This is a genomic window from Pseudomonas sp. R1-1 (assembly GCF_051132135.1).
Taxonomy (GTDB): domain Bacteria; phylum Pseudomonadota; class Gammaproteobacteria; order Pseudomonadales; family Pseudomonadaceae; genus Aquipseudomonas.
Genome location: NZ_CP071663.1, coordinates 3,322,037 through 3,345,700, shown reverse-complemented (window position 1 = coordinate 3,345,700; position 23,664 = coordinate 3,322,037). Strand labels below are relative to the sequence as shown.

The 23,664-nt window shown below is 56.1% G+C and carries 28 protein-coding genes and 2 pseudogenes; 6 read left to right on the top strand and 24 right to left on the bottom strand.

Annotated features, from left to right (window positions below):
- Nucleotides 1-1,003: 1,003 nt before the first annotated feature.
- The 3 genes and pseudogenes from J3P75_RS15110 to J3P75_RS15100 form a co-directional block, all read left to right on the top strand.
- Entirely contained in the window at nt 1,004-1,255 is a 252-nt protein-coding gene (locus tag J3P75_RS15110) for a hypothetical protein (RefSeq protein ID WP_434707258.1), read from the top strand.
- Nucleotides 1,256-1,308: 53 nt separating this feature from the next.
- A complete protein-coding gene (locus J3P75_RS15105; RefSeq protein ID WP_434707257.1) occupies nt 1,309-1,740 on the top strand; it encodes a LexA family protein in 432 nt (143 codons plus the stop codon).
- A gap of 194 nt (nt 1,741-1,934) precedes the next feature.
- Nucleotides 1,935-2,354, top strand: a pseudogene (locus J3P75_RS15100) (DUF4113 domain-containing protein); the annotation flags it as partial.
- Nucleotides 2,355-2,443: 89 nt separating this feature from the next.
- Here J3P75_RS15100 and J3P75_RS15095 read toward each other — a convergent pair.
- Nucleotides 2,444-3,310 carry a hypothetical protein gene (locus J3P75_RS15095; RefSeq protein WP_434707256.1) on the bottom strand — a complete coding sequence of 289 codons (867 nt, stop codon included), beginning with the start codon at nt 3,308-3,310 and terminating at the stop codon, nt 2,444-2,446.
- Between the two features lie 159 nt (nt 3,311-3,469).
- Between J3P75_RS15095 and J3P75_RS15090 the strand changes: the two genes are divergently transcribed.
- Nucleotides 3,470-4,276: a toll/interleukin-1 receptor domain-containing protein gene (locus J3P75_RS15090; RefSeq protein WP_434707255.1), complete on the top strand. Its 807-nt coding sequence runs from the start codon at nt 3,470-3,472 to the stop codon at nt 4,274-4,276.
- Between the two features lie 412 nt (nt 4,277-4,688).
- Nucleotides 4,689-5,018, top strand: coding sequence for a hypothetical protein (locus J3P75_RS15085; RefSeq protein WP_434707254.1), 330 nt, complete (start codon nt 4,689-4,691; stop codon nt 5,016-5,018).
- 500 nt (nt 5,019-5,518) lie between these two features.
- Here J3P75_RS15085 and J3P75_RS15080 read toward each other — a convergent pair whose 3' ends face one another.
- The 15 genes and pseudogenes from J3P75_RS15080 to J3P75_RS15010 all read right to left on the bottom strand — a co-directional run bounded on the left by J3P75_RS15080 (nt 5,519) and on the right by J3P75_RS15010 (nt 17,610).
- Nucleotides 5,519-6,370: a DNA cytosine methyltransferase gene (locus J3P75_RS15080; protein ID WP_434707253.1), complete on the bottom strand. Its 852-nt coding sequence runs from the start codon at nt 6,368-6,370 to the stop codon at nt 5,519-5,521.
- Entirely contained in the window at nt 6,331-6,531 is a 201-nt protein-coding gene (locus tag J3P75_RS15075) for a Com family DNA-binding transcriptional regulator (protein WP_434707252.1), read from the bottom strand. Before J3P75_RS15075 ends, J3P75_RS15080 begins: the two co-directional genes overlap by 40 nt.
- Nucleotides 6,532-6,549: 18 nt before the next feature.
- Entirely contained in the window at nt 6,550-7,818 is a 1,269-nt protein-coding gene (locus J3P75_RS15070; protein ID WP_434707251.1) for a phage late control D family protein, read from the bottom strand.
- Entirely contained in the window at nt 7,815-8,255 is a 441-nt protein-coding gene (locus J3P75_RS15065) for a phage tail protein (protein WP_434707250.1), read from the bottom strand. The genes J3P75_RS15070 and J3P75_RS15065 overlap by 4 nt, the downstream gene beginning before the upstream one ends.
- Nucleotides 8,256-8,260: 5 nt before the next feature.
- Nucleotides 8,261-10,819: a phage tail tape measure protein gene (locus tag J3P75_RS15060; RefSeq protein ID WP_434707249.1), complete on the bottom strand. Its 2,559-nt coding sequence runs from the start codon at nt 10,817-10,819 to the stop codon at nt 8,261-8,263.
- Nucleotides 10,809-10,928: a GpE family phage tail protein gene (locus J3P75_RS15055; protein WP_100847860.1), complete on the bottom strand. Its 120-nt coding sequence runs from the start codon at nt 10,926-10,928 to the stop codon at nt 10,809-10,811. Before J3P75_RS15055 ends, J3P75_RS15060 begins: the two co-directional genes overlap by 11 nt.
- An 8-nt stretch (nt 10,929-10,936) precedes the next feature.
- Nucleotides 10,937-11,266, bottom strand: coding sequence for a phage tail assembly protein (locus J3P75_RS15050; protein WP_434707248.1), 330 nt, complete (start codon nt 11,264-11,266; stop codon nt 10,937-10,939).
- A 27-nt stretch (nt 11,267-11,293) separates the two neighbouring features.
- Nucleotides 11,294-11,809: a phage major tail tube protein gene (locus tag J3P75_RS15045; protein WP_100847862.1), complete on the bottom strand. Its 516-nt coding sequence runs from the start codon at nt 11,807-11,809 to the stop codon at nt 11,294-11,296.
- Between the two features lie 15 nt (nt 11,810-11,824).
- The gene (locus J3P75_RS15040) at nt 11,825-12,994 is read right to left on the bottom strand and encodes a phage tail sheath protein (protein ID WP_434707247.1); all 1,170 of its coding nucleotides are present in this window, start codon (nt 12,992-12,994) and stop codon (nt 11,825-11,827) included.
- 104 nt (nt 12,995-13,098) lie between these two features.
- Nucleotides 13,099-13,665: a tail fiber assembly protein gene (locus J3P75_RS15035; protein ID WP_434707246.1), complete on the bottom strand. Its 567-nt coding sequence runs from the start codon at nt 13,663-13,665 to the stop codon at nt 13,099-13,101.
- Nucleotides 13,666-13,672: 7 nt separating this feature from the next.
- Nucleotides 13,673-15,172, bottom strand: coding sequence for a phage tail protein (locus J3P75_RS15030; protein ID WP_434707245.1), 1,500 nt, complete (start codon nt 15,170-15,172; stop codon nt 13,673-13,675).
- Entirely contained in the window at nt 15,165-15,788 is a 624-nt protein-coding gene (locus tag J3P75_RS15025; protein ID WP_434707244.1) for a phage tail protein I, read from the bottom strand. Before J3P75_RS15025 ends, J3P75_RS15030 begins: the two co-directional genes overlap by 8 nt.
- Nucleotides 15,788-16,699, bottom strand: coding sequence for a baseplate J/gp47 family protein (locus J3P75_RS15020; protein ID WP_434707243.1), 912 nt, complete (start codon nt 16,697-16,699; stop codon nt 15,788-15,790). Before J3P75_RS15020 ends, J3P75_RS15025 begins: the two co-directional genes overlap by 1 nt.
- Nucleotides 16,696-17,041: pseudogene (locus J3P75_RS15015) on the bottom strand (GPW/gp25 family protein). Before J3P75_RS15015 ends, J3P75_RS15020 begins: the two are co-directional and overlap by 4 nt.
- A complete protein-coding gene (locus J3P75_RS15010; RefSeq protein ID WP_434707242.1) occupies nt 17,038-17,610 on the bottom strand; it encodes a phage baseplate assembly protein V in 573 nt (190 codons plus the stop codon). Before J3P75_RS15010 ends, J3P75_RS15015 begins: the two are co-directional and overlap by 4 nt.
- A 185-nt stretch (nt 17,611-17,795) precedes the next feature.
- Here J3P75_RS15010 and J3P75_RS15005 point away from each other — a divergent pair, with 185 nt between their 5' ends.
- On the top strand, nt 17,796-18,824 hold the full coding sequence (locus tag J3P75_RS15005) for a hypothetical protein (RefSeq protein WP_434707241.1): 1,029 nt from the start codon (nt 17,796-17,798) through the stop codon (nt 18,822-18,824).
- A gap of 7 nt (nt 18,825-18,831) precedes the next feature.
- Here the strand turns inward: J3P75_RS15005 and J3P75_RS15000 are convergent, their stop codons facing one another.
- From J3P75_RS15000 to J3P75_RS14965, 8 genes are all read right to left on the bottom strand, one after another.
- Nucleotides 18,832-19,299, bottom strand: a complete 468-nt coding sequence (locus J3P75_RS15000; protein ID WP_434707240.1) for a phage virion morphogenesis protein — start codon at nt 19,297-19,299, stop codon at nt 18,832-18,834.
- Entirely contained in the window at nt 19,296-19,772 is a 477-nt protein-coding gene (locus J3P75_RS14995) for a phage tail protein (RefSeq protein ID WP_434707239.1), read from the bottom strand. The genes J3P75_RS15000 and J3P75_RS14995 overlap by 4 nt, the downstream gene beginning before the upstream one ends.
- 34 nt (nt 19,773-19,806) lie before the next feature.
- Nucleotides 19,807-20,121: a phage holin, lambda family gene (locus J3P75_RS14990; protein WP_434707238.1), complete on the bottom strand. Its 315-nt coding sequence runs from the start codon at nt 20,119-20,121 to the stop codon at nt 19,807-19,809.
- A gap of 45 nt (nt 20,122-20,166) precedes the next feature.
- A complete protein-coding gene (locus J3P75_RS14985) occupies nt 20,167-20,379 on the bottom strand; it encodes a tail protein X (protein ID WP_434707237.1) in 213 nt (70 codons plus the stop codon).
- Complete coding sequence (locus J3P75_RS14980; RefSeq protein ID WP_434707236.1) at nt 20,379-20,849, bottom strand: head completion/stabilization protein; 471 nt, start codon at nt 20,847-20,849, stop codon at nt 20,379-20,381. The genes J3P75_RS14985 and J3P75_RS14980 overlap by 1 nt, the downstream gene beginning before the upstream one ends.
- A gap of 118 nt (nt 20,850-20,967) precedes the next feature.
- Nucleotides 20,968-21,666, bottom strand: coding sequence for a terminase endonuclease subunit (locus J3P75_RS14975; protein ID WP_434707235.1), 699 nt, complete (start codon nt 21,664-21,666; stop codon nt 20,968-20,970).
- Nucleotides 21,667-21,676: 10 nt separating this feature from the next.
- Entirely contained in the window at nt 21,677-22,684 is a 1,008-nt protein-coding gene (locus tag J3P75_RS14970; RefSeq protein WP_434707234.1) for a phage major capsid protein, P2 family, read from the bottom strand.
- Between the two features lie 32 nt (nt 22,685-22,716).
- Nucleotides 22,717-23,547: a GPO family capsid scaffolding protein gene (locus tag J3P75_RS14965; RefSeq protein ID WP_434707233.1), complete on the bottom strand. Its 831-nt coding sequence runs from the start codon at nt 23,545-23,547 to the stop codon at nt 22,717-22,719.
- Nucleotides 23,548-23,664: the final 117 nt, after the last annotated feature.

Sequence of the window (23,664 nt, the reverse complement as noted above, 5' to 3'; positions counted from 1 at the left end):
ACGAGAGATCAGGAGTCACCCCGTGAGCAAAACGAGATACAGCGGCTATGTGGGCCGAATAACAGGGACCAAAAATCTCGTTGGATTTCACGGAACGTCAGTCGCGAAGCTGCGAGGAGCGTTTCAGGAGGCTGTAGTCGATTATCTCGAAACCTGTGCCCTGCTTGATCGACTACCTCAAAAGCCGTATTCGGGAAATCGCGGACGCCGTACCTGCAAACGGCAGGCGAAAAAAAACCGCCTTTGCAGGGCGGTTCTTTTGTAAGCCTTCGCTTGCGGCTCGGGCTAAGTACGTCTCACAGACAATACTGGCGTGCGGTCATGTTATTAATCTTCGCTCATCCTCGCAAGGTGATTTTTGAGCCACACGACCAAATCGCCGAAAAGTGCTTTTTGGCCGATACAACGAAGCGAGGATACTGGCAGAAATACCGATTTACAAAAGCCCCTTATCCTTTTGCCGGAGAACCCCTGTGGATCAGGTTAAGATGCCGTCGCTCGTATGCCAGCGCGGCGGTGAGGTTTGGCTGGTGGCATAACAGATTTATGCCCTCTGACACGGTTTTGCACCCGTGCCGGATGATGCCTCGGAGGGGTCTCAACCGGCCGCCTCACAGGCAATACTGGCGTATCTGCTGAAGGCACGCGTGATCCGGTAAGTGTGCTGGAGGTTTGGCCCCCAACTGGAGGCCAAAACGTATGAAGCTTTTGCTGCGTACGCTGAGCCTCGTATGGAGATTGTTTAAAGCGTTTCGCTTTTACGAGTTCCTGCGAGATCACTTCGACGACCTGAAGTAACGGTCGTTGTGGTGGGGAAAAACCCGTTTCAGCTTCGGCTGAAGCGGGTTTTTTTTAATCTGTATAAGCTGTCAAAAATACGTTTTTATACCAGCCATTTCTTTAACTGCCGTAGGGTATTTCGTCGGCATCTGTAGGTTTCGTCCGAAGACTCTGAATATACTGGTTATGCGTACAGTACGCGTTCGCATGGGGAACCGAACCGATGAAAACTATAATCACCGTCGCATCTGGCTCACAGCCAAAAGACTTAGCGCACTGGCGGGCGATGCTCGCCGACAGATCCGCGCTTTTCGCTAGACCAGGCGCTCACCACAAAGCACTCCTGACCGGAGCCCGCACCCTCTACACAAATAAGGTGATTGATAGCGACGACCTCTGCGATCTGCTTGAGTTGGCGGATGGGGCGCTAGCCTTTGCGGTGGAATCGATGCTCGACATCAATAGCGATGAGTAGGCAGTGACAGGCAACTTCGTATCTTCAGTCCATTTCTCATCCAGGTTCGAATCATGAGTGTCACCATCCTTGGCCCGCTTTCGGCGGACGGCAAAACGCTCCCGCTTTACTCGTTCCGTATACCGGCGGGCTTTCCGTCCCCAGCCGCCGACCACATCGAAAAGCATATCTCCCTGGACGAGCTGTTCGATATCCGAGCGCCGCACGTCTACCTTGCCAAGATCGAGGGCGACAGCATGCAAGGCGCGGGAATATTTTGCGGCGATCTGGTCATCGTCAATCGCAGCCTCAATGCCGAACACGGCGATATTGTCATCGCCGGCCTCAACGCCGAACCTATCTGCAAACGCCTACACCGCCGCGACGACGTGGTCATGCTGCTATCGGCAAATAGCAAATATCCGCCGCGCTACGTGATGGAGGGTGATGAGTTGGTGATTTGGGGTGTAGTGACCTATAGCGTGCGCGACCATGGCAGGTCGTGAGCAGGTCTTTGCTCTCATTGGCTGCAACTGCCTCTACGCGAGCTAAGAGCGGGTCTTTCTCCCTGATGTAACCAGACCGTCATCGTCTTTCTGTGCAACAAGGATGGTTGCGTCATTGCCCGAAGCTACGACGCCAAATCCTTGGTGAGAATGGGCGCGCCATTCTTTCAAATCAAATACGTGTTGCGGCAACACGGAGAGCGCAGAATTTGTTGTGCAAGAAAATCCGCGTCAGCATTCGAACCGGCATGTTCAGTCCGGAGGAGGTGAATTACGTCAACGGGGCGCTGGTTGAACTGGCTTACCCTACGAATGATGTGCGGCTGCTGACCAAGGCCGTGACTGATGCAATTAACCGTCTGTTTAGCCTTGGGATTTAAATACAGCAAGGCTGAAGTTTTGTTCTTGGATCTACGGCAGCCCGGGAAGTTTACGAATCTCCTGTTCGCGGAGTCGCAATCGCAAGCCGCCGAAAAGGTTATGGGGGGGATGAGATTAACCAGTGTTGGGGCAGGGAACACTCCGCACTGGGGGGGGGGGCGTCAGCACCTGATTGGGGGATGCGGCGGGAGATGATGAGTCAGAGCTTCACTACAAAGCTGGATCAGTTGTGAACTGTTAAATGCAACTAGGCTCGTGATTTCCTGCACTCAGAGCGAGCTGCCATTCAGCCCGCTTTGAGTTGACTCACGTCCTCCTATGTTTATTCAACATCAAAAGTGAGGTTGAAGCCTTCGAAAGATATCCAGCAATTTCCGGATGCAAAATTCAAATGTGCAACGACTGTTTGAGTTCCATCATAACCCTCCACTTTGAGCGCTTGTTCTAGCTCGAGAGACGCAACGTGAATTTGATCCTGAATGCCGCGAATTTTGTCTTCCTCTCGATCGGCTGCCCTGACACCTGAGGTGGAAATACCATTTGTAGAGTAGCCGCCTCCTAGTGCCGTTATGAAAGTGCCATCCGATAGTGGTGTAATGAGATTGACGCCTGCTGCTCGCAATTTCGCCCTGTCCTCATCAGTATAATTTCCTGTTAGAGATGCTACTCCATGAAGCTTTGCGCCAGTGGTGAGTTCTGGCCAGTTTGAATGCAGCGTCTCAATTACAGAGCTATCGCTCCATGCTCCGTGTTCGTAAATGCCGATTGCATGAAAAATTTCTTTCGTAGGGAATCCAAATAGAACCGGGCCCGTGCGCTCGACGAAGTTTCCGTTGTTGGGGTGAGCAGACTCGCCTAAATGTAGGTGATAAATGCCCCAATCAAAAAGTAACGGGTCTTTGGCCATCACTTTCTCAATCTGAAGGCTCAGGTGGGGTGAGAGGTCATTACCATCTTCAATCTTCCGTCTGAGCGAGGCCCATCCTGATGCATGGGGCGCTGGGCAGGAAAAAGAAGTGGAAAGTTTAATAATGCGCGGACGGGGTTCTATTCGACGTCTCATCGCGTGGAAAAACAGCGCAGCGAGATCGTGTGCGGGCACTTGGCTCAGGTCCATTGCCCACTCTTGCTCCATAATCCTCTGTAGTTCTGTATGCCAGTCTTTTACGAAATCAGTTTGAAGAAGCATTTTCCATCCTTGAGCTATCGGCTATCAGGCGTCGTGGGGTCGCATCAATGACCCGTCCTGTGATAGTAATGGCATACGGCTACCCCTTGGAAGCCGCATCGATGCTAAACGTACTCATGGAAGCTTTCGAGTCCATGTTTTATACGACAGGGAGGGTGTATGGCGACTAACTACATGTATATGTTTGAATGTGATTATGGTGCTCGCGTGAAAGAGAAAACTTTCTTGAAGGATGTTTTGCGCACCTTTGATCCGGACTACGCCACATCAGTTGGTGCGGTGATAAACAATAATCCGTACTGCTTGGAATTTTCTATTTTAATTAATATTCAAAATGACCCTGTTGGTTTTGAGTTGTGGCTGCGGGAGAGTTATCCTGAAAAATTAAAGCGGCATAATGTTTTTTTGAATGATGTGATTTTTTATAATGTGATCACGTTTCTGGAAGATGGGTTGATTGATTTGGTTTTCACAAGTGAGCCAAATTCAATGTTCATATGGCCTGAACGGGAGTTGTTTGAGGCTATGAATCCCCAATATAAAAAAATGAATCGGAACGAATCCAAGGTTTTTATTAGTCACTCATCGAAGGATAAAGAGCTAATCGTTGGTCCGCTTAATGCGTATTTACAGGCCGAGGATATAGGTACTTGGCTGGATAGCTATGAAATCGACTATGGTGATAATATTTATCTTAAGGTCAATGAGGGTATTGAGAATGCCAATGTCGGGATTTTCATATTGACCAATAATTTTTTTGATAGCGCCAGTGGCTGGCCCCTCGCCGAGTTTTCAACGTTTTTTATGGACTTGATGAGAAGCAATAAAAAAGTATTGATGATTAACGCAGGTGTAGATCAAGATAAAATTCATGCGATGATGAAAGCTTACAAGTACTTGAATTGGGATAATGGAAAAGGCTTGCCTGAAATTGCAAATGCAATCAGAAGAAAATTAGGGACGTAGTTTATTTTTTACCCTGCGTTTTCAATCCCGTACTGATAAGATTTGGTACGGGATTGCAGATGAATGCTAGTGCTTAGCGCCCTAGAATCAACTTGTGCCCAGTCCACTCCGCCACCTGCGTAACAACGGTATTTCCGGCACTGAAAGCCTCTGCAAGGTTGGCGCATCCAGTCCGAGGCAAAACCCATCATCGTCAGTCGCGGGCTGCAGCTCAACCATCTGATCCTATCCGTTCACATGAGCGACGAAAGTGATGCAGCCCATAGCGATCGAAGAGGCGGCTCTGTCCGCGAGCAGAGTATTGGCAGCCTCGGGAAGACCGCTTAGCCGTTGAGGATGAAAAAGTGGTATTGATTTACGGTGGGGTAGTCATGAGATACTTATGGCATTCTAATGTCTAGAGGAGTTGGCATTGAAAGGGTCTGAGGCGCTAAGTATTGCTAGTTCGATCGCAACGTTGACCGGCGTTTCGTTTACGTGGCTTGCAACAAAAGGGGGGTTTGAAAACGCCGGGGTTGATGAGATTGGCTTTAAAAGCATTTCAGCTATTATCGGGATGTTACTCGCGATCGGGGTTCTGTATTGGCTAATACAGAATTTTTCTGTAGCACTGAAAAACGCTAAGCCTGAGAACCGTGTTTATTGCTGGACGTTCGGACTTGCTATCGGATTATGTTTTACAACTTTGCCTATGGCATTGATCTATGCCTTGGTGACGTTTGTCTGGAGTATTCACTACTGAAGATGTGCACGGGCCACGCCGTGAATACGAATCGAGCGTGAGCGATGTAGGGCTCGCGCCCGTTTCTCGTTGACTAGTTTGTCATCCCAGTCCGCGTCGATTTGCGCTTGTAAGGTAAAGTCGTGAAGCTTCGGCCTCGAAGGCCAGATAAGGTATCGAACTATCCCCCTAATACCAAAATCAGCTTCACTGAGTTGAGGCTCCCCCAGCCTACCGAGCATCGGCTTTCCAAAGCAGCTCCCATTCGGAAGACCGTTGGGAGGGCTATGTAGGCTCTAGCTATGTGGATTCAGCTGGCTTCTCCCCGGAAGCATTAGAGGGGCGCGTGCGGGCACCAGGCCTCTTTCACCACTGAGACTAAGCTTCCCTCCGACCCCAAGAAGTCTTTCAAGGCGATTTCCTCCCTGTCAGATGATTGGATGATGAATTTAAGTTAAATGCTATCGTTTCCGCAACCCTTCGAGGCAAGGGAGAACTGCCGGTCGCGTGGATGTGTATTTTTAGCTGAGCGTCAGTAACGTTTCTGCAACCCACTCCGCCACCTGCGTAACAACGGCATTTCCGGCACCGAAAGCCTCTGCAAGGTTGGCCGCATCCAGTCCGAGGCAAAACCCATCATCTTCAGCCGCTCGCTGCCGCTCAGCCATCTGATCCCATCCGTTCGCGTGAGCGACGAGAGTGGTACAGCCCATAGCGATCTGAGAGGCGGCTCTGTCCGCGAGTAGAGTATTGGCAGCCCAGGCATCCGCGGGGCGTGGCCAGTGCTGCGATTGAGACGCTGGAGGTATTGCGTCCACTGGCGCGGCGTCAGCCAGGAACTCGAAGGGGGGCATTTGTCGATAACCTGCGACCAGGAATATTCGACGACGTTGCTGGGGGACTCCGAAATATTGAGCATTAAGCACTCGCCAGAATCCCACATACCCGCAGTCCGCAAGGGCCCGGATGACTGTCTCAAAGTCGTGGCTATCGTTGATAGCGAGCAGGTTAACGACGTTCTCAAGCACCACCCAGCGAGGTTGAATTTCCTTGAGGATTCGTATGACTTCCCAAAACAATCCGCTGCGCTCGCCGCGTAGTCCTCGGGTATCTCGGTTGCTTTCTCGGGCGCCGGCGATGCTGATGTCCTGACAGGGAAATCCTGCAGTGAGGACATCGACCGAACAGAGGTTGTGGGCGCCGCAGTGGCGCACGTCTTCGAATTGCTGGGCGTGGGGAAATCGATCGGCAAGCACAGTCCGGTTGATGGGGTTGAGTTCGACTTGCCAGGCGCTGCGGTACCCCGCGTTTTCAAATCCGACATCAAAGCCTCCTATGCCTGCGAACAGGCTGCCAAGGGTGGGTTGCGGCATTCAGTAACTCGTTGTTCTGGATGCTCGCGGCACGCTGGGGGGAGGCTCGGGGCCTTCAGGTGGTTGAGTGTCCGGCAGCGCGGGCACTTGATCTGTAATTCAGTGAAGCCGCTGGCGGCGGCGAGTTTGCGGCAGCAATGGCCGCAGCGTATGTCCTGCATGCAATCGTCCTTGATGGGTCATGGTTTTTCACGTTGGAGCTTTTTCCATTCGCGATCCGCCGCACGTTTGGCGGTGCTCTCAGTGGCGTACAGCCAACGTAAGCGTTTTGGCTTGCGCTGTTCGCCAGTCGTTACCGGTTTCTGCGCTCCGGTCTTCTTGTCTCGGTAATACGCGATGACGCCTGTGAAGTCGTCTTTGTTCTCCTCAGCCAATGCCTCGATTGTGTCCTCCGGTAATTTGCTCTCAAGTTCCAGACTGACGATGTAGCCGCTGTCTGCGCTGAGGGAGTGCTGCACGTTGCCCCCGTACCAGACGATTTCTTCGATTTCGGGTTTCACGCCTTCGAGCGTGTAAGTCAGCTCCGGGATCAGTTCCGGCCTACCCACGGCCAAGACGTAACTGAGAGTCGCGCTGCCGCGTTGCAGTCGGTTGAATTCGGCGCGGGCGGCACGTAGGGCCGATTGCCGATCGCTGTAGGTGTGGCGCAGATCCTTGAGGTTTTCGCCGCCACCCGCGATTGCGTGCTGCTTTTCGGCGCTGTTCACGTCGTAGAAATAGGCACGCACTCCGTCGTAACTGTCGCGGTCGGCTTGCAGGTAGCGGTGTTGGTCGCCCTCGGCGCGAGTCAGGGTGATGTGGGGCAGATCGGCACCGCTGGCGGTCTTTCCGCCGCCGGCCGGCAGACACAACAGGCAGCCAGCCTTTACGGTGACGACGGCATCGAATTCTTCGCCGATGCGGCTGATCAGATTGGCGTCGGATTCGTTGGCTTGGTCGAGCTGCAGGAGGGGTAAACCGTCAAGAGTGCCGGCAATGGTGGTGGTCAGGCCGTTGCCCAAGGCGATGTCTCCGAGTACGTCGCCGAGGGTGGTGTTGCTCCAACAGCGTTCGCGCTTGGTCTTCAGACTTTTACGTAGATCGGCCGATCGAGCGCGAATGATCAGCACGTCGGGAGCGCCGGAGTGTTCGGTTTCATCGACGGTGTAGGTACCTTTGTCGATCAGGCCGGTGTCGCTCCAGCCCAGCCACACGCGAATTAGCGCGCCGGTGGGAGGGATGGCCAGCAGGCCGTCATGATCGCTGAGGGTGATGCTGAGCTGATCGGCTTCGATGCCGCGATTGTCGGTCAGGTCCAAGCTCATCAAGCGCGGGCTGATCAGATGAGCGATGTCGTTGCCGTCCACAGTGATGCGGAACGCCGGCACTGGATACGCGGCCTCCCGCTGGTAGCGTGAGAGGCTCTTATCCACATAACCGGTAACGCGGGAGAGGGCAGCGTCGATCACAACAGTGACCTCATGATGCTGATGCCCACGCTCGTCCCGGCTCCGAGCAGATCGATTCGGTCGTCATCGATGCGCTTGAGACTCACCGTGAATTCAATACGCCGGGGTGTGCCGTCACGGAAAAACAAGGTCTTGTTTTCGCTCAGGCTCTCTATGATCCACAAGCCGTAGATCCGGCCGCTACCTTCGACCATCGGCCAAGCCTTACCGGTGTTGGCCATCAGCCGCAATGCATCGAGGCTGAGCGCGCTGCCGGCCAGTTCCGGCAGGATGACGCCAGGCAGGGTGATCGAGTCGTCACCTCGACCCAAAAACTGCCGGACCGGTGCTGCGCCGACACGGTTGCTGCTTGTGTGGCGCCATTCGGTTTGGCGTTGCAGGGCCTGATAGGCCGCGGTGGAGAGGCTGAAGACGAACATGCCCAGGGCAAGCATCATGGGCGTTACTCCAGATCGGCCAAACGGCTGCGTTGACGGGCTTCTTTCTCGTACTGGATGCGGGTCATCTCGGCGCGCACTGCACGACCGATTGCCAACGGATCCATGCCCGGGGCAGGGTGGATGTTGATTTCGTAAATATCGTGGCTGTCGTGAATCGATGGTGATTTAGGTTTGAGCGGAGATCGGTTATCGACGGTCAGCAAATGGTTTCTCGCGCCCGGCATAAAGCTGATCGCTTTGGTTGTGTCATTGATCCGCTGAGTCAACCCGCTTAGCACGCCGATCGGTTGACGCTGATGACGCTCCAGTCCTTGAGCGAGACCGGCCATGGTGAAACCGCCCAACTCGGCGAAGACGCGGGAAGGGCTGTTGATACCGAGCTTTTCCTTGAACCAGCCAATGGTGGAGTCGCCAATATCGCCCATGACATTTTTCAGCTTGCCGATCCCGGCCTTCAGCCCTTTAACCAGCCCGTCGATAATCAGCCCGCCGAACTCGGTAAACCGGCCGGGCAGCTCAATGCCAAGGTATTTCATGACGGCCGCGAAGGCCTGATAAAGCAAACCCACGGGGCTGAAGTTGATCAGGGTCTTGAGGATGCCGGTCGTGCCACCGTTGAAACCTGCTTTGATCTCTTTCCAGGCATCGGTGAAGTAGAGCTTTACCGCGTCCCAGTTTTCATAAAGCAGATAGGCGGCGCCGGCAATAGCGGTGATGGCCAAGCCGATGGGATTCAACATCAGCGCGCGCCCCAAGAGCAGCAGCGCTTTACCCACGAACGGCAGTACCTGGCGACCAAGACTCCACAACAGGCTGATCAGGCTGGGCAGGCGAATCCCCAAGCTCAGGAATACGAGTCGTAACGCCACAAAGGGCAGCATGACACCGGCAACCGTAACCATCAGGCCGCCGAGTACCACCGCTAACCCCGCGATGATTGCTACGGTTTTTACAATGGTGGCCGCCAGCTCTAGATGCTCGGCGGCCCAGTTTTTTACACCGCGAATAACCTCCGTGAGGGATTGGATCAGCGACCGTAAAGGCCCGTCCTGCTGATCCTGCAATTCAATGCCCAGATCCTGCCAGGCACTGCCTAGCGTCGTCAGGTCGCCTTTCAAATTGTCAGCCATGACTTTGGCGGTGCGAGTTGCCTCGCCTTGGCTTTCACGCAGGCTGGCAATCAGTTTTTGCAGCTCGCCATTGCCGGCCTGAGTCACCAATTGGGCCATGCCTTTGACGGCTTCTTCACCGGCAATGGCCTTCAACAGGCCACCTTTTTTCGCAGTGCCCAAGTCTTTGGTTTTGTCGTGAATCTCTTTGAGGATGTCCGGCATTTTCCGCAAGTTGCCGTGAGCGTCAGCAGTGCGGATCTGCAATTGTGCAAGTGCTTTTTCTGCAGCTTTGGGCGGCGCTGCCAAGCGGTTCATAATCGAACTCAGGGCCGTGCCGCCCATGCTGCCTTGCAAACCAGCATCACCCAATTTGCCCGCCATCGCGGCGGCGGTTTCCAGCTCGACGCCGTAGGTCTTGGCCATTGGTGCTGCGTATTTCATGGTTTCGCCGAGCATCTGCAAATTGGTGTTGGAGCGGGTAAACGTGCCGACGAGTACGTCGCCCAGTTTGCTCATATGCTCGGCTTCCATACCGAGTCCGGAGAGAATGTTTGAAGCGATGTCGGCGGTCTGGGCCAATTCAGTACCGCCGGCAGAGGCGAGGTCGAGCATGCCGGGCATGGCGGCTTTGATTGCTTTCGGCTGGAAGCCGGCCATGCCCAGAAAACCTTGAGCATCGGCGGCTTGGCCGGCGGTGAATTGTGTGGAACTGCCCAGCCCTCGCGCCTGCTTGCGCAGATCCGATAGCTCGGGAGCGTTTTGATCGAGGCGGGTGATCGCTTGCACTTTGCTCATGCTGGCGTCGAAGTCGATGCCGGGCATGATCATCTTTGCGCCGGCATACAGCGCTGCGCCTCCGCTCGCAGCCGCTGCCGTGCCTTTTCCAGCCATTGAACTGGCGACATCTCGCTGATTTTGTAGTGCGGCACGGGCCGCTGTCAGCCTGCGCTGTTGAGCCGCCAACGCCGCCAAACGTCGGGTCTGCTCAGTGATGCTTTGATTTGCAGCATCGGTTTGCTCACGCAGGCGACGTTCGTGCTGGCTTAGGTTTTTGGTACTGAGACCGGCGTCGTGCAGCCGAGTACGAAGGCGCTGTAGCTGCTCGCTGTTGTGCTGGTGTTGTTGCTTGAACTTCTGCGCTTCACGGACGGCATTGCGCAATTCTTGTGTCATGGTCTTCGTCGGCGCAGCAGTGGCGGCCATTTGCTGACTTAACGTTCTGGCTTTGTTGCGTGCTGCTTGCAGCGCCTGAGCCGTCATCTCGGCCGCCGCACGTTGCGAGCGCCAGGCGCTCACATCCTTCTGCTGCGAGTTGAGCGCCTTGAGCTTTTCGCGGGCGTCCTTCAAGGCGCGGGCAGCGCCGATGCTGCTGTTGTTGATTGCCCTCAATGGCCGGGTGGCCTGATCGATGGCGCTCAGCAATACCCGCAGTTTCAGATCATTCGCCATCGACGACACTCCGCAACCTGGCGCGCTCGCGCCATTCCATCAGCTCTTGCAGGCCCAACGAATCCATGTCCGCTGGCGCCCAATGAAAGACCACCGCCAAGTCAGCCATGGCGTCCTCTACGCAACGAGGCAGACATCCGTCTTCACCGACTTCTGTAACAAAAAAGCGGAAATCTTGCTGCCACAGGCCAGCAGATCCGCCGGGTCCATGCCGGCGGCTTCCGGCGCGGTAATGCCGGGTGAAGTGATGCGCGGCAGGATCTTGATCAGGGTTGCGACGTCCATGTTCAGCAACTCGATCAACTGCACGCCGCGCAGTTCACCCGATTGAGGTTTGCGCAGAGTGAGCGTATTGATCGTGGTTTTGCCGCGAATGATGGGTGTGTCGAGTGTGACGCTGTTGTCATCGATAGAAAGGTTGATTTCGTGTGGCTCGATGCTTTGCATAGGGAGTGGCCTAAGGTTGGGCGAAGGTCAGAGACCGATCGCGGCGCGCTGCTTTTCGAGCATGTCGACGCCGTTCACTTTCTCGATGAAATTGAGCAGATCGATCTCGATGATTTCTTCGTTATCGACGATGAGCTTGTAGTAGGAGCAGGTGGTGGTGATGCTGTGTTCGGTGTCTTCGCCAGGTTGGTTGTCGCCCATCTCGATGGTCTCGTGACGGCCGCGCATGACCACTTCAACGGCGCTTACATCACCGGTGTCGTCCTGCTGGAAGGCGCCGGCGAAACGCAGAGCGATGCCTGAAGCGTTCACGGCGCCGAACTGGCGCAGCGCGATCAGATCCATCCCGCCGGTCTTCCATTCGAACTGGATGCCGTCGTCGGAGAACCCCAGATCAGCCTTGACCGGGCCGTTCATGCCGCCGCCGCGATAGCTCTCCATCTTGCGGCCGAGTGGGGGCAGGGTGACGCTCTTGACCACGCCGACATAGCTGTTGGCATCGTTGAACAGGTTGAGGTTTTTCAGTTTGCGCGGCAGGGCCATGGCGCCGTTCTCCGGTTAGCGGTTGATCTGGCTGGCGAAGTTGATGAGGTAGCGGTCGGTGATGCGTTGACGCAGCGTCAGATCTTCGAGCGGCGGGATCGGTGTGTAGTCGTAATCCAGCCAGAGCTTGCCCGCCTTGAGGGTGTCTTTGGTGTTGATGTCTTCGGGATACCAGCAGCCTCCGCCGACCAGATAACCCGCCGCAACCTTGGTGCGAAATTCGGCGTTCACCGCTTCGATCATGTCGCGCACCAGTGAGGCGTGCATGGGTTTATCCATTGCCCACATCTGCGCGCCGGCCATGGTGTCGGACAGGACTTGTGCGGTCCGGGTGTAGTTCTCGAAAGCGAACTGCGGATCGTCGCTGCAGGTGCGGCTTCCCCAGAATCGAAAGCCGCCCTCGTTGATCAACGTGGCGACCTCATTGCCGTTGAGGTAGTTGGCATCGGTCACCGGGTTTTGCAGATCCCAGAACACGTCGGCATTGATGCCGGTGACGCCATTCACGGCGACGTTGGATAAGGTTTTGTGCCAGCCGGTTTGCTGATCGATCTTGGCGCGCAGGCCTAGCGCATTGGCCACCGCGCTCGCGTTCGCAGTCTTGTTGGTGGCGGTGTTCCAGTTGAGGAAGTCAGGCCAGATGACCATGGCTTCCCGCGCGCCGAAGTTGCGACGGTAAGCAACGGCCTCTTCTTTGGTCTGGCAGCCCCAAGCGCTGACGTAGGCGAATGCGCGCAGTTGTTGAGCGAGCGATGTGAGGGCGGTGGCCACGGGCAACGAGTCGAGCCCGGGCACGCCCAGTATGCGCGGCACCAATCCCAGTCGAGACTTGGCCGCAAGCAGCGCTTTCATGCCAGTGTATTTGCCGGATTCGGTGGTGGTGCCGATCAAGGCGCTGGCTGTTTCCGCTTCGTCCTGACCTTCCTTTACGCGCACCACGATGACGTAGGGTTTGGTCTGATTGGCAATGGCTTGCAGGCTGACCCCCAATGTACCCTTTTCACCGGCCTTGCCGATGGCGCTTCGTACGCTGCTGATCAGTACCGGTGTATCCAGTGGGAAGGTCGTTGCATCGGCATCATCAGCGGTGCAAACCATACCGATGACGGCGGTCGGGATCGTGCGGATCGGGCGTGAGCCATCGTTGAGTTCGATGACCCGGACACCGTGAAGATAATCGGACATGGAAGCGGCCTGTGCGGTGAGCGTGAAGTCGATGCACAGGTTGCCGCTGGAGGATGATTACGTCGTGCTTTGAGCGTTGTAGGGGGCAGGGTTACAACCCTGCATCAACGGCGAGGGTTGTGGTCTGGAGGTGTCGGCCAATCGACGATGTCGGGAAGTGGATCTCGCTGTTCGATGCGATTGAGTTCTACGCTGTAGCGCATCCAGTCCGTTAGAGCGGTCAGTTCTTCAGGTGTCGCAGTCCCCAGCTTTTCTGCGTACTGAAGCGGTGCGATGCGTAATTGCGCGTTACGCAACAGGCCATCGCGGTGCAGCAGGGTCTGAGCACTTTGGGCCGCTTGCAAGGAAGGTTCGTCGAGTGTCCATTGTTCGTTGATCCATCGGAAGTGTTCGCCTGGCCATGGTTGGGCCGTTAGCCCTTCGGGCAGTTCGCCTAATTGCTGCCACGATTGGCTTGTGCCATCAACTGTGCGGAAAACGGTGCCTCGCACATCGCGCACCTGCCTGATATCTCCATCAAGTTGCGCCCATGTCGTGCCTGCTTCGGGCTGAGTAAGGACTTTCGGAACCTGCACCGCGTTGCTAGGGAGTTGCGGACCGAAACCGGGAATATCAGGGAACGTCACCGGGCCGCTCAGGGCGCCGGCATCATCAATCAAATAGGTAATCATGAAGGCCTCAGATCAATTTAATTCGAGCCGGGTAGGCGATGTTGCGTGGCCGGGTTTCTTCCTTTCCCACCGGTCCGATTAAAGGCGGGGATGTGTTGTAGGCCTCTACATGTTTGATATGAGTTGCAGAGGTTGAAGGGGCGGAAAGGAGCGCTACGCGGTCCCCCTTGCCGGATCCAATCGAGACAGGGTGGGTGTGCCGCTCGAAAGTGTCGGGTGTCCATGAGCCGGCAATCCGACCAATAAGCTGCCACTCACCAGCGCCATCCGTCTGCGACTTGTTGGAGACAATAATCTCTGAACTGTCGACCGAAACAACAGTGGTGCCATTTGGAAAGTCGCCACCCTCCAAAATCATCCCGATCTTCACGTGCGTGCGGCCAGTGATATTGCTAATAACTGCGCTTCCTCGTTTGGTGACACCTGCCAGAGTCGATTTATCGACGCGCCGGTCCTCATCAAGCACCCGGAAAAATTCACCTCTTGCTTCGGGTATCCGAAAGTTTGTTTTGTAGTCGCCGAACGTCCATGCGCCTTCCAGATATGTATGTTTTTCTGGGTAAAGCATTCCCGATTGTTGAGCGTGATCCCACAGCCATGGCCATTCATTTCTGTTGAGTAATTGCCCGCTCATGGCGCCGTAGCCACCAGGACTGAACACGGTCGTGGTTTCGAAAACTGGTCGGCCCAATGTCGTACTGTCGAAGCGGCCTATTGGCCACCAACTCCCGGCGCCATCACTGCGCAAGTGCCACCAATCACCGGCGCCCATCAGCACCAGAAATGGATAACCCTCTGGGTTCAAGTGCGTATGAAACTTCAGGCTGTCTTTGCCGTTTGCCTTGATGACCAGCCGATTGATACTGTTGTCTTTGCGGTGAACAACCACATCTCGCATACCGAGTTTGGCGTCAGATGCTGGTAGCTGAATGTTCAAGGCTCGGGCACTGGCGTCTATCAGAACGATGCCCATTTCTTGAGGTTTCAAGGTTCTGGATGACGACACCTTGGTGAACGCTGAGCGTGCGATGACGGAGCGATCCACATAATCTCGGGTCGCTAGTACCACGGCCGGATCAATCTTGATCTGAATGTTGGCGGTGCCGTTTGTGATGATGTGCATCCGCACGACCTGGTTACGTCCCGACCCTTGGTCAAGCAGGGGTTTGTAGCAGGGTGGCATATTCGCAACCGCACAAAACACGCCGTCGCTATCTTCAAGTGCCAACTCCCTCATCCACCAGCCGCCCACTTCCGGGGGCAATACCAGTTCGGCGATCAGCACGTTTGGATCGGTAGGTGAGACGTGAAGCTGATTGAGTGGTGCGCGATGGACCTGATTGATCAGTTGAGTCTGTGAGGAATTGGGTGTGGGGGCGGTGCCGTTGGCATCACCGATTAGCATGTGGCTCGGCTCCCAAGGGATGCCGAGGGCGTCGCAGTTGGTTTTCTTGGCGGCGCCCGCCGTGGTCAGCATGCCGCCGAATATAGAGTTGTGATCAACCATGGGGGTACAGGTCCAGTTCGTCGAGTGTGTAGATGCTTACGCCGTTGTAGCCCCGGACGGGGATGTTGATGTCCGGGTTGTTCCAGGGGTAGACGTCAATATCGTCCCCGTCGAAAACGGAGATGCCAGCGAATGCGTCGAGTCGGGACTCAAAAATGATGTCGAGGCCGGTCAGGTGCCGGGTGAGGGGCTTGGCGTCGTCGATGAGCCACACCAGTTCCTGGTACATGGCTTCGGTGATGCCGGAGTCGAGGACGCCGATGCGTAAGGTGAAGGTGCCGGGTGTGCCGTGTGGGATGGTCTGCCACCATTCAGCGATCTCGATCAGGTAGCCCAGCGGTTCGACTACACGGCGTAAGGCACCGATGGTGCCCTTGTGCGAGTGGACGTAGTACGCCGCACGACAGGCTGCGCGCTTGGCCGACTCGAGCCATTTGCAGTCCCAGCGATCCACTGAAAAAGCCCAAGCTAGGTACGGCAGCAAGGGCAGGGGGCATTTGTCCGGGTTGTAGAGTGTGCGCAACGGAATCGGCACGAGCTGGATTGCTGCCAATGCCTGTGCGGCTTGGTGTTCCAGTGGTGTCGAGTTGTCAGGTAGAAGTGGCTGGAAGGGCATCACTCAACCCCCAATGTCAGTTCCACGCTTGTGCAATACGGCGCCTGGTACTTGGTGGCGACGATGTCTTCCCAGTCTTCCAGCACGACTTTGCGCACGCCCTCGACGTGCAGCGCGGCATGCACGATGGATTCGGAAACCTCCAGTGCGAGGCGTCGGCGCTGATGTACAAACTGGAGCAACTGGGCTTCGGCTGCTGCGAGGACCAATTCGGTTTCAGGGCCATTGCTCAACGGGTAGATCCGCGCCTTGATCTGGTAGTTGACGATCTCGGCGCCCTGGACGGTGAGGCGATCCGCGACGGGGCGGCGGTCGTCATCGCTGAGGTAGGTTTTGACCTTGTCGAGCAGAGCCGGGGACGCTGTTCCATCGCCCAGCACGGATTGCACGGTGACCACGGCTTCGGCCGGCGCCGGGCTTTCGGCGGTGGCGTCTGCGACTTGTCCGTCAGCGGATCGGGCATGAAAGATGTAGCTGTTGCGCGGGCCGGCAGTGCTGAGGCCTTCCCATGCCATTTGTGCACGCTCGCGCAAGCTGTCGTCGCTTTCCATCAGCTTGGGGACAGGCGGCACGGCTGCCGGGTTTGCGGCTTGAATGACCAACCGCTTCACGTTGAAGTTGGCGGCGAGTTGTTCGAGGTCGGTGCCCTTGGCCAACGCCAGCATGTTGGCGACCGATGCCTCGTTGACCCGCTGTCGCCAGACAGTTTCGCGGTAGGCGTTTTCCTCGAGTAATTTGGTCAGCGGCTCCGACTCCATGTTGAGGCGGGCGGCAATTTCAGGTTGTTCCTCGATCGGCCAGAGGCTGACGGCGTAGGCCTTGCGCTCGGCGAGGATCTGTTCGTAATCGATCTGCTCGACGATCTGCGGCGCCGGCAGTTGACCGAGGTCGATGGCGACAAAAGTGTTCATACGCTGCCCCCCAGTTGCAGAGGCACGCTCAGGCTCAGCGGCTGATTGTTATCAACGATGGTGCCTTCGAACTCCAGCGACGCCTGGCCTTGAAGGTTCGCGCCGATGAACTGGGTACCGGCTGAGGCTGATGCGGGTTTCCCAGCGCATCAGGGCCATGACGGTGGCGGCGTATACCTGCAAGCGGGTGAAGTCGTTGAACGGCTGATCGACCAGCTCGGGCAGCAGGCTGCCATATTCGCGGCGCATGACGCGGGTGCCGATGCGAGTGGTCAGGATGTCGGTGATGGACTGGGCGATGTGTTCGACCAGGCCGAGGGCCGCGCCGGTTTCTCGGTTCATTCCGGTTTCCCCGTCTTCGCGCCGCCAGGCATGACACCGCCGTGCAGGTGCGTCACAAGACTGATGCCGGCCGCGATGACATCTTCGGAGACGGTGACCATGCCGGTGACGTTCTGGTTACCGGTCTGGGTGTAGTCTCCTTCGTGGGTGATCGGGCCGACGATGTGGATGCCGCCGGTGCTGGTCAGGTTGGTGGTGCCGCCATCGGCCAGCGTGGCGTTTAGATGGTGCGCGACGCTGTCGTACTCGATGACGGTGCCGTCGCGGTAAGTGCAGCGGTGCAGGCCTTCGCGGTCGCCGTTGGCCGGGATGTTGTCGCTGAACAGGCCGGTCAGGACGATGCCGTTGCCGAGTTGGCCGGATGGGCTGAAGAGGATGACCTGCTCGCCTTCGGTGGGCGGGTTCCACTCCCGGTCGGCACCGGCTCGGGCGGCGACCCACGGGAGCCAGCCGGTGATGAGGGTTCCGGTTTTGACCTGCACGCGCGGGGGCTTCATCTGAACGGCAGCGATGGTGCCGAGGCGGATGAGATTTTCGATCAGGCGGGCGAGGGTGGCTAAGTCGTTCATGCGCTCATGATCATCACATCATTGCAGGAGGGTAAGTTCTCCCCATTGTTACCTTGGTGCTTACAAAACTATCTCCTGTTATGCGCGCGCATTCCCAGATGTTACAGTGTCAGATATATTCCGCTACACTGCTGGGGACGGAGCTGTTAGCGAATAAAAAGGACTGAAAAGGAGATCGAAAGAGTATGGATGCAATGAAGGAAAAACTAACAAACTTGGTTGGGATGCTAATGAAAAACATAAAGGATGTGGTTTATTTTTTGTTTGGTTTTTTCTGTCTGATAGGGACGTTTTATCTGATTACGTTACCGCTTACTGCGCAACAAATGTTGCCCAGAGAGCAAGCTCTATCTTCATCGCTGCAATTCGTTATTACGTCTCTTTTGTCTTTAATTTTTTCTTATTTTTTTGCGAAGTCTGGCGTGTTCGAGAAAAATGACCCGATTGCAGAAGCGTCCGCTGAAAAAATTGTGAATTTATCTATCCAAATAGATCGATTGAAAGAGTTTCTCTTATCTTCTATTGATACGGTTGAGTCAAAAGATAATACTCATGAAATGCAATTGTATGGATTGAAAAATAGAATTGAGTCTGCTGCCGAAATGGCTGTTCTTTTGGCACTCTCAAATCAGACTTTTAAGAACGATTGGCTTGGTGTGGTGTCTGGGCCCATGCGCAGCAAAATTGAGCAAAAGTATAAAGATACTTCTGATTGGATTGCCGCTACGGACAAACGCCAAAAATTGGAGAAGAAAATTGAGGCGTCCGAAGGCAATGATGCATTGGTCGCTGAGTTGGCTGCCCAGCTAAGAGCGACAGAGCAGAAGATTGAAGAACTTTCCAATTCGATTCCTGCCGCGACTGTTCCATTAAATAAAACACTAGCATCGTCAGTCAGTAGCCAAGATTTTGCGGAGCGATCCGAAACTAAACAGTCTGGGACAATTTCCATTGCCGTCCATCGGCCAATACCTAATGCCACAGGGTCAGGTAAGCTCAGTCCAAAAATGGTGGCAGCACCAAATCTGTCAGTGAATCTGCTCGCGGCCCCTGAAGGCTTTGAACGGGATAAGTATAAGATTCATCCGGGAACTGGGACTAACTATGATTTCAATATTTCTATTAAATCAAAAGTTCCTGGTACATTGGTTCCTATAGGTGAATACGAATTTTCGTTTGAAGCTGAAGCTGAAGCTGAATCCGAGACGACCTGAGTTCTAGTTACTGACCGGTCGGTACGAAATAATTCAGTAATTTGTCTCGTATCGACTGAGTGTTTATTGCTGTAAAACCTAAAATTTCCCGTGAGTCGTACTTCACGACATTTGAACTCCTTTTGGCTCGATCCATTAAGCCCAACTGATGTACTTTAGCGATTCGGGCAATGCGTCCGGAGAAACCGACGCTGATGGTGTTCCCATCACACTGAACTTTGAGAAAGCTTGCCGTCCGTAGCTTTTGAAACATTTTCACCTTCCGTTTCACCCGACCCTGCTTACCCCCAAACTTACGCAGCTTTCGCGGCACGTACTTACTGCCATCCGGATTTTTCTGAGTAATTATTCGTCGCTGCTGGCTGCGTCGTAATTCCTGGCCGATGCAGCGGGCTAACTTATGACGCGAAGTCGGTTCAAGCATCCCGAGCAATCCCGCCGCCCAGTCCTCCAGGGCTTCCAAGCGGTTGGTCATTCCGGTAGCACCCATTCGCTACAGGTGCCCTGCACCTCGGGAGTCCAGTTTTGATCAAGAAAGTCGGCAGACCGTTGCGGTTCGCCGGGATGGCGAATGGTGGTGTTGCCCTGGTCATCCTTGCCCACCACCACGCGCTCGGTCAGCGGCAGTGTCAGGCTCATGTCCACTTTGCTGTTGTCGAGAATGTCAGCCTCGAACTGAATGCCGTCAGCGGCTTTGTTCAGATTTTCCAACAACTCGGGCTGATGAACGCTTAACCACCCGAGCAAGGGCAACATGACGCTGTCAGGGTGGCCGGCGAAGTCTGTAAGGATGACCTGCAGGTCGAAGCTGTACTCGAACGACAGCGTCTGCGCGGCGGTGCAGCGGATCTTGCCGTTGTCGATGAAGATCAACAGTCGGTCGGGGTTGTGCTTGAGTTCGGCCACTGTGGCGAGCAGGTGCGCTTTCAGGCTGTCGGGCTTGTTCATTGGCGGACCTGTTGGTGATGGTAAATCATGTCCGCTAGACCTTGCGGTTGAAAAACTTCTTGGCTGCAGCACGGGTGCCTTCAACGCCCAGAAGGCCGATCACACCCCCGAAAAAAGGTGCGGCAGAAATGGGAATCCCCAGCAGCGAAAGCCCATGACTGGCCGACAGAGCGAGTGCGCCGCAAAGGGGAGCCTCGATCGCCATTCGGCGCACGGTGCCGCTGCCATAGATCACGCGAAGGCCCGCGATGACTACGGCCAGCAGGCCGGAGTAAATGGCGGACCAGTTCTGTTCGAGCCAGGCGGCGAGCCAGGCCCAGGTGTCGGGACGGTCAGGCATGCGTTTCATTCCATGATCCAGAGTGGTTGGGTCCAAGGGCGCGGTGCGGGCGGTTCAGTCCCATAGGTTCGCCATTTGCCGTTGCGGGGCGGCGGCTTGGGCTTCTGGCATTTGCACCAGGAGGCCTTGCGGCAAGGTCGGGCCGTGGTCGGCAAGGCCGGGGTTGGCTTCGAGTACTGCTTCGGTCACGCCGGCGGTGCGGCCGTAGTGACGCCAGCACAGGGCATCGACGGTGTCGCTCTGCTGGGCGCGGATGCAGACGACCATCAGATCAACTCCACGGTGGTGCGGCCGAGGCCGAGAAAGTCGCGCACGGCCCAACGTTGGTCGCGGCGCAATTCGTCGATGCTCGGGGTCAGTTCGTCGGCGTTCTGGTTGCCGCTGTTGGTGCTGTCGTAGGAGCGGTAACGCTCGCAGATCTCCGCGCCGGTCGCGGCGTAGATCGCCCGTTGATAGAGGTGAACGAGTTCAGATTTGTCCTCGATTTGTTCGGCTGGTACGTCCGTGAGGGTGGCATAGCCTTCGGCCTGTTTGGCGCGGCGCCATTTGGCGAACTCACGGTTCACGCTGATGGCCGCAGCGATGGTCGCGGTTTCCAGTCGGATAGGCGTGACGCTGGAGTCGATACGCAAAGTGCCGCGCACGTCGTCGAGGTCGATCGACGGCCAGAAGGGGTCGGTGTTGATGTGGCCGCTGGTGGCCGGATTACCGCTGCTGCCCGCTACGAATCCGCTCATGAATCTGCGCTCTGTTGTAGGTCGCCGGTGGTCGAGGCTTCACGTACAGGACGAGTGTACTGGCCGATCCGCCCCGAGCCGGCGGGGTGCGTGGGGACGCTCGGTTAGCTGCCCTGATTCACTGACCAGAGCCAGCAAGTTTGTTGAGCAAGCGTTCGGCCCGCTCCAGATCCTTTTTGCCACCGCAGGCGTCGTGCAGGTCGATGGCTTTTTTCAGCAAGTCGATGCCGGCTTGAACCTGGCCGGGTTGGCCGGGCTTTTCGTCGGTAATGCCTTCGAGTGTTGCGCGGCCCATGGCGAGGAACAGCTTTGCGCGGGCCTGATCGGGCATGTCCTCGGCGTCGGTAAGTTCCGCGGTACGGTGCAGAATGGCTAGGTCAAACGGTTCGCCGACTTTCAGCGCCTTGAGCGCGACGGTGGCAACTTCTTCCGCGACCAGGCAGCCGGTGGTGCGTTCGAACCGGTCAGGCATGATCAATTTGTGTTTGAGCACGTAGTCGGCAATGTCGAGGGCGCCGCTGAAGTCTTCGGCGTCGATGCGCCACACCATAATGGTGGTCAGCACTTCATCCTGTGCGCCTTTGCCGCCCTCGAGCACGCCTTGCACGTAGGGGATGTAATCGGGCAGCAACTGACGCTTGAGTTCGGCTTTGCCCTGATTGGATTGCACCTGTTTCAGGCGCAGACGGTCCTGCAGCAGTTGATTGAGCTGATGTTCGTAGGCCGTGGCGCCGGCCATGGTTTGAGTGGGATTGGCCGCTGCCGCTTCGATGGCGGCACTGACACGAACAAAATGGCGACGGCAGGGATTGGTCATGGTGTCCGCCTCAGCTCAGGGTGATGTTTTCGGCCATAGCGGCGCAGCCCAGGTCTTCGATCACGTAGCTTTCGTTGACTGATTCGAAGTTCTCGATGCGGTCGCGTTTGGCGTTGTCGACGACGGTTCGGCGGCGGGTGCCTTCCTGCCAGTAGATCGACAGGTTGTCGAGGCGAGTCACCAGCAGGCCGTTGGCCGGGAAGTGCGGTACGCGCACAGCCGGCAGATTGCCCAAGCGCTTTTGGCTGGTGACGATGTCAGCAGCGAGCATTTCGGTCGGCGCTTGGGTTTTGTTGATGATCGGGAAGTATTTGTCGGCCAACAGCTGACGGCCGCAGATGACCACCAGATCGGTATCTTCCTGATACCAAGGGTCGATGAACTCGTTGACCATGCTGACAACCAGCGCATCGATGTTTTCGAAGTCCTTGCCGGCGCCGATCTCGATCTTGCCACTGCCTGCCACAACTTCGGCCATGACGCGGGCTTCGTTCTCTACGCGCATTTTTTGCAGCCAGCCGATGTTGACGTCCTGTAACAGCGGGTTGGTGGCCGGGTTCGACGTGGCGGCGCGACTGGTACCGTTCCAGCCGATCATGATCCGGTTGAGTGCCTGAACTTTGATGATCGCGTCGCGGATGCGCGCTTGGAAGTCTTTGAACTTCGCCCACTGATCCAGCTTTTGGTAACGCAGGCCGGTGTCGAAGTTGGTTTGCGTGCAGGTGTACCCGCGATTGTCCAGGCTGCTCGGATCACGGGGTTCGCGATCCTTCACGGTGGTGTCGGTGGTACTGGCAATGGTGCCGTCGATACCGATGCCGATCTTCTCACCGGACTGCTCGGACACGCCGTAGATGTTGATCGAGGTGAGGAACGCGCTTGATTCCTGAATGCGGGTTTCGAGCGTTTGGGCAACGCTCGGTGCAGCGGTGAATTTGGTGGTGACGTCGCTCACGCCGTGCAGTTGGGCGAGCTGTTGCAGGTACGCGTTAAAGAGAACGCGTGTGTCGTTGCGCATGATGGTCGTCCTTGGTTATGCGGGGCTGACTTTCAGCAGTCAGTCACTACCGAGTTGTCGCCGCCGGTTACCGGAGGGCGCGTTTTCTGGTTGGGATCCTGGGTGGTGGAAAGTTGGGTTTTCAGTTCGGTGAAGTCTTTGCTCAGTTGATCCAGTCGGATCTGTAGGCTTGTCGAAAACTTTTTCTCGGCTGCCATTTGCGCGGGCAGATCCTTGACGTGTTCGGCGACGGTTTCGACTGCTTGGCTGATTTGAGCGAACTCGGTGTCATCCTTGCTCTGCTTGCCGCCGAGCAGGTTTCTGACCGTGCTGAGTAGGTGAGCGCCGATGCTCGGTTTTTCTTCGAATTCCTCGAACGTCAGCTCTGTTTCCAGCGCCTCGGTGAACATCGAAGTCGCAGAGTAGTGGCGATCCTTGAACGGACTGACGTCCGGTTTCTGGGCCGAGAACGACAAGACGTCGGTGCCAAGGCTGGCCGGTGAGTCAGTCACACCGAGACCCACGATGTAGGCCTCACCGGTATCGGCGAAGCTGTCGTCGATTTCGATTGAGGTGTAGATCTTCTGTTTTGCTTTGTTCATGGCGATCAGGTCAGCCGTCGGCTCGACCTGGGCGAACAGGGCCAGTTTCTTTTGGCCGTTGATGTCCACTTCCTCGGTTCTCACCGCCAGAACATCGCCGTAGGCCTTGAATGGGCTGTCGGGCAGCAAGCTGCGGAAATGCTCAAGCCAGATTCGCGCGCCGTAAGTGGATGGGTTGAAGTTCTTCGCAGCCTGTTCCAGCCAGTTGCGTTTGATGGTGCGCTTGTCCGAGGTGGCGCCCTCGACGGCGACGCGGAACCAGTTGCTGCGGAATTTCTTCATTCCGTGAAGTCCTCAATTGTGGGGGTGCTGAATGCCTGCGATGAGGGGCATGGTCGTGACGCGCGCGAGTTGCGGCAATGAGGCGGGACTGTAGGGAAGGGCGGTACAAGAGGCGGC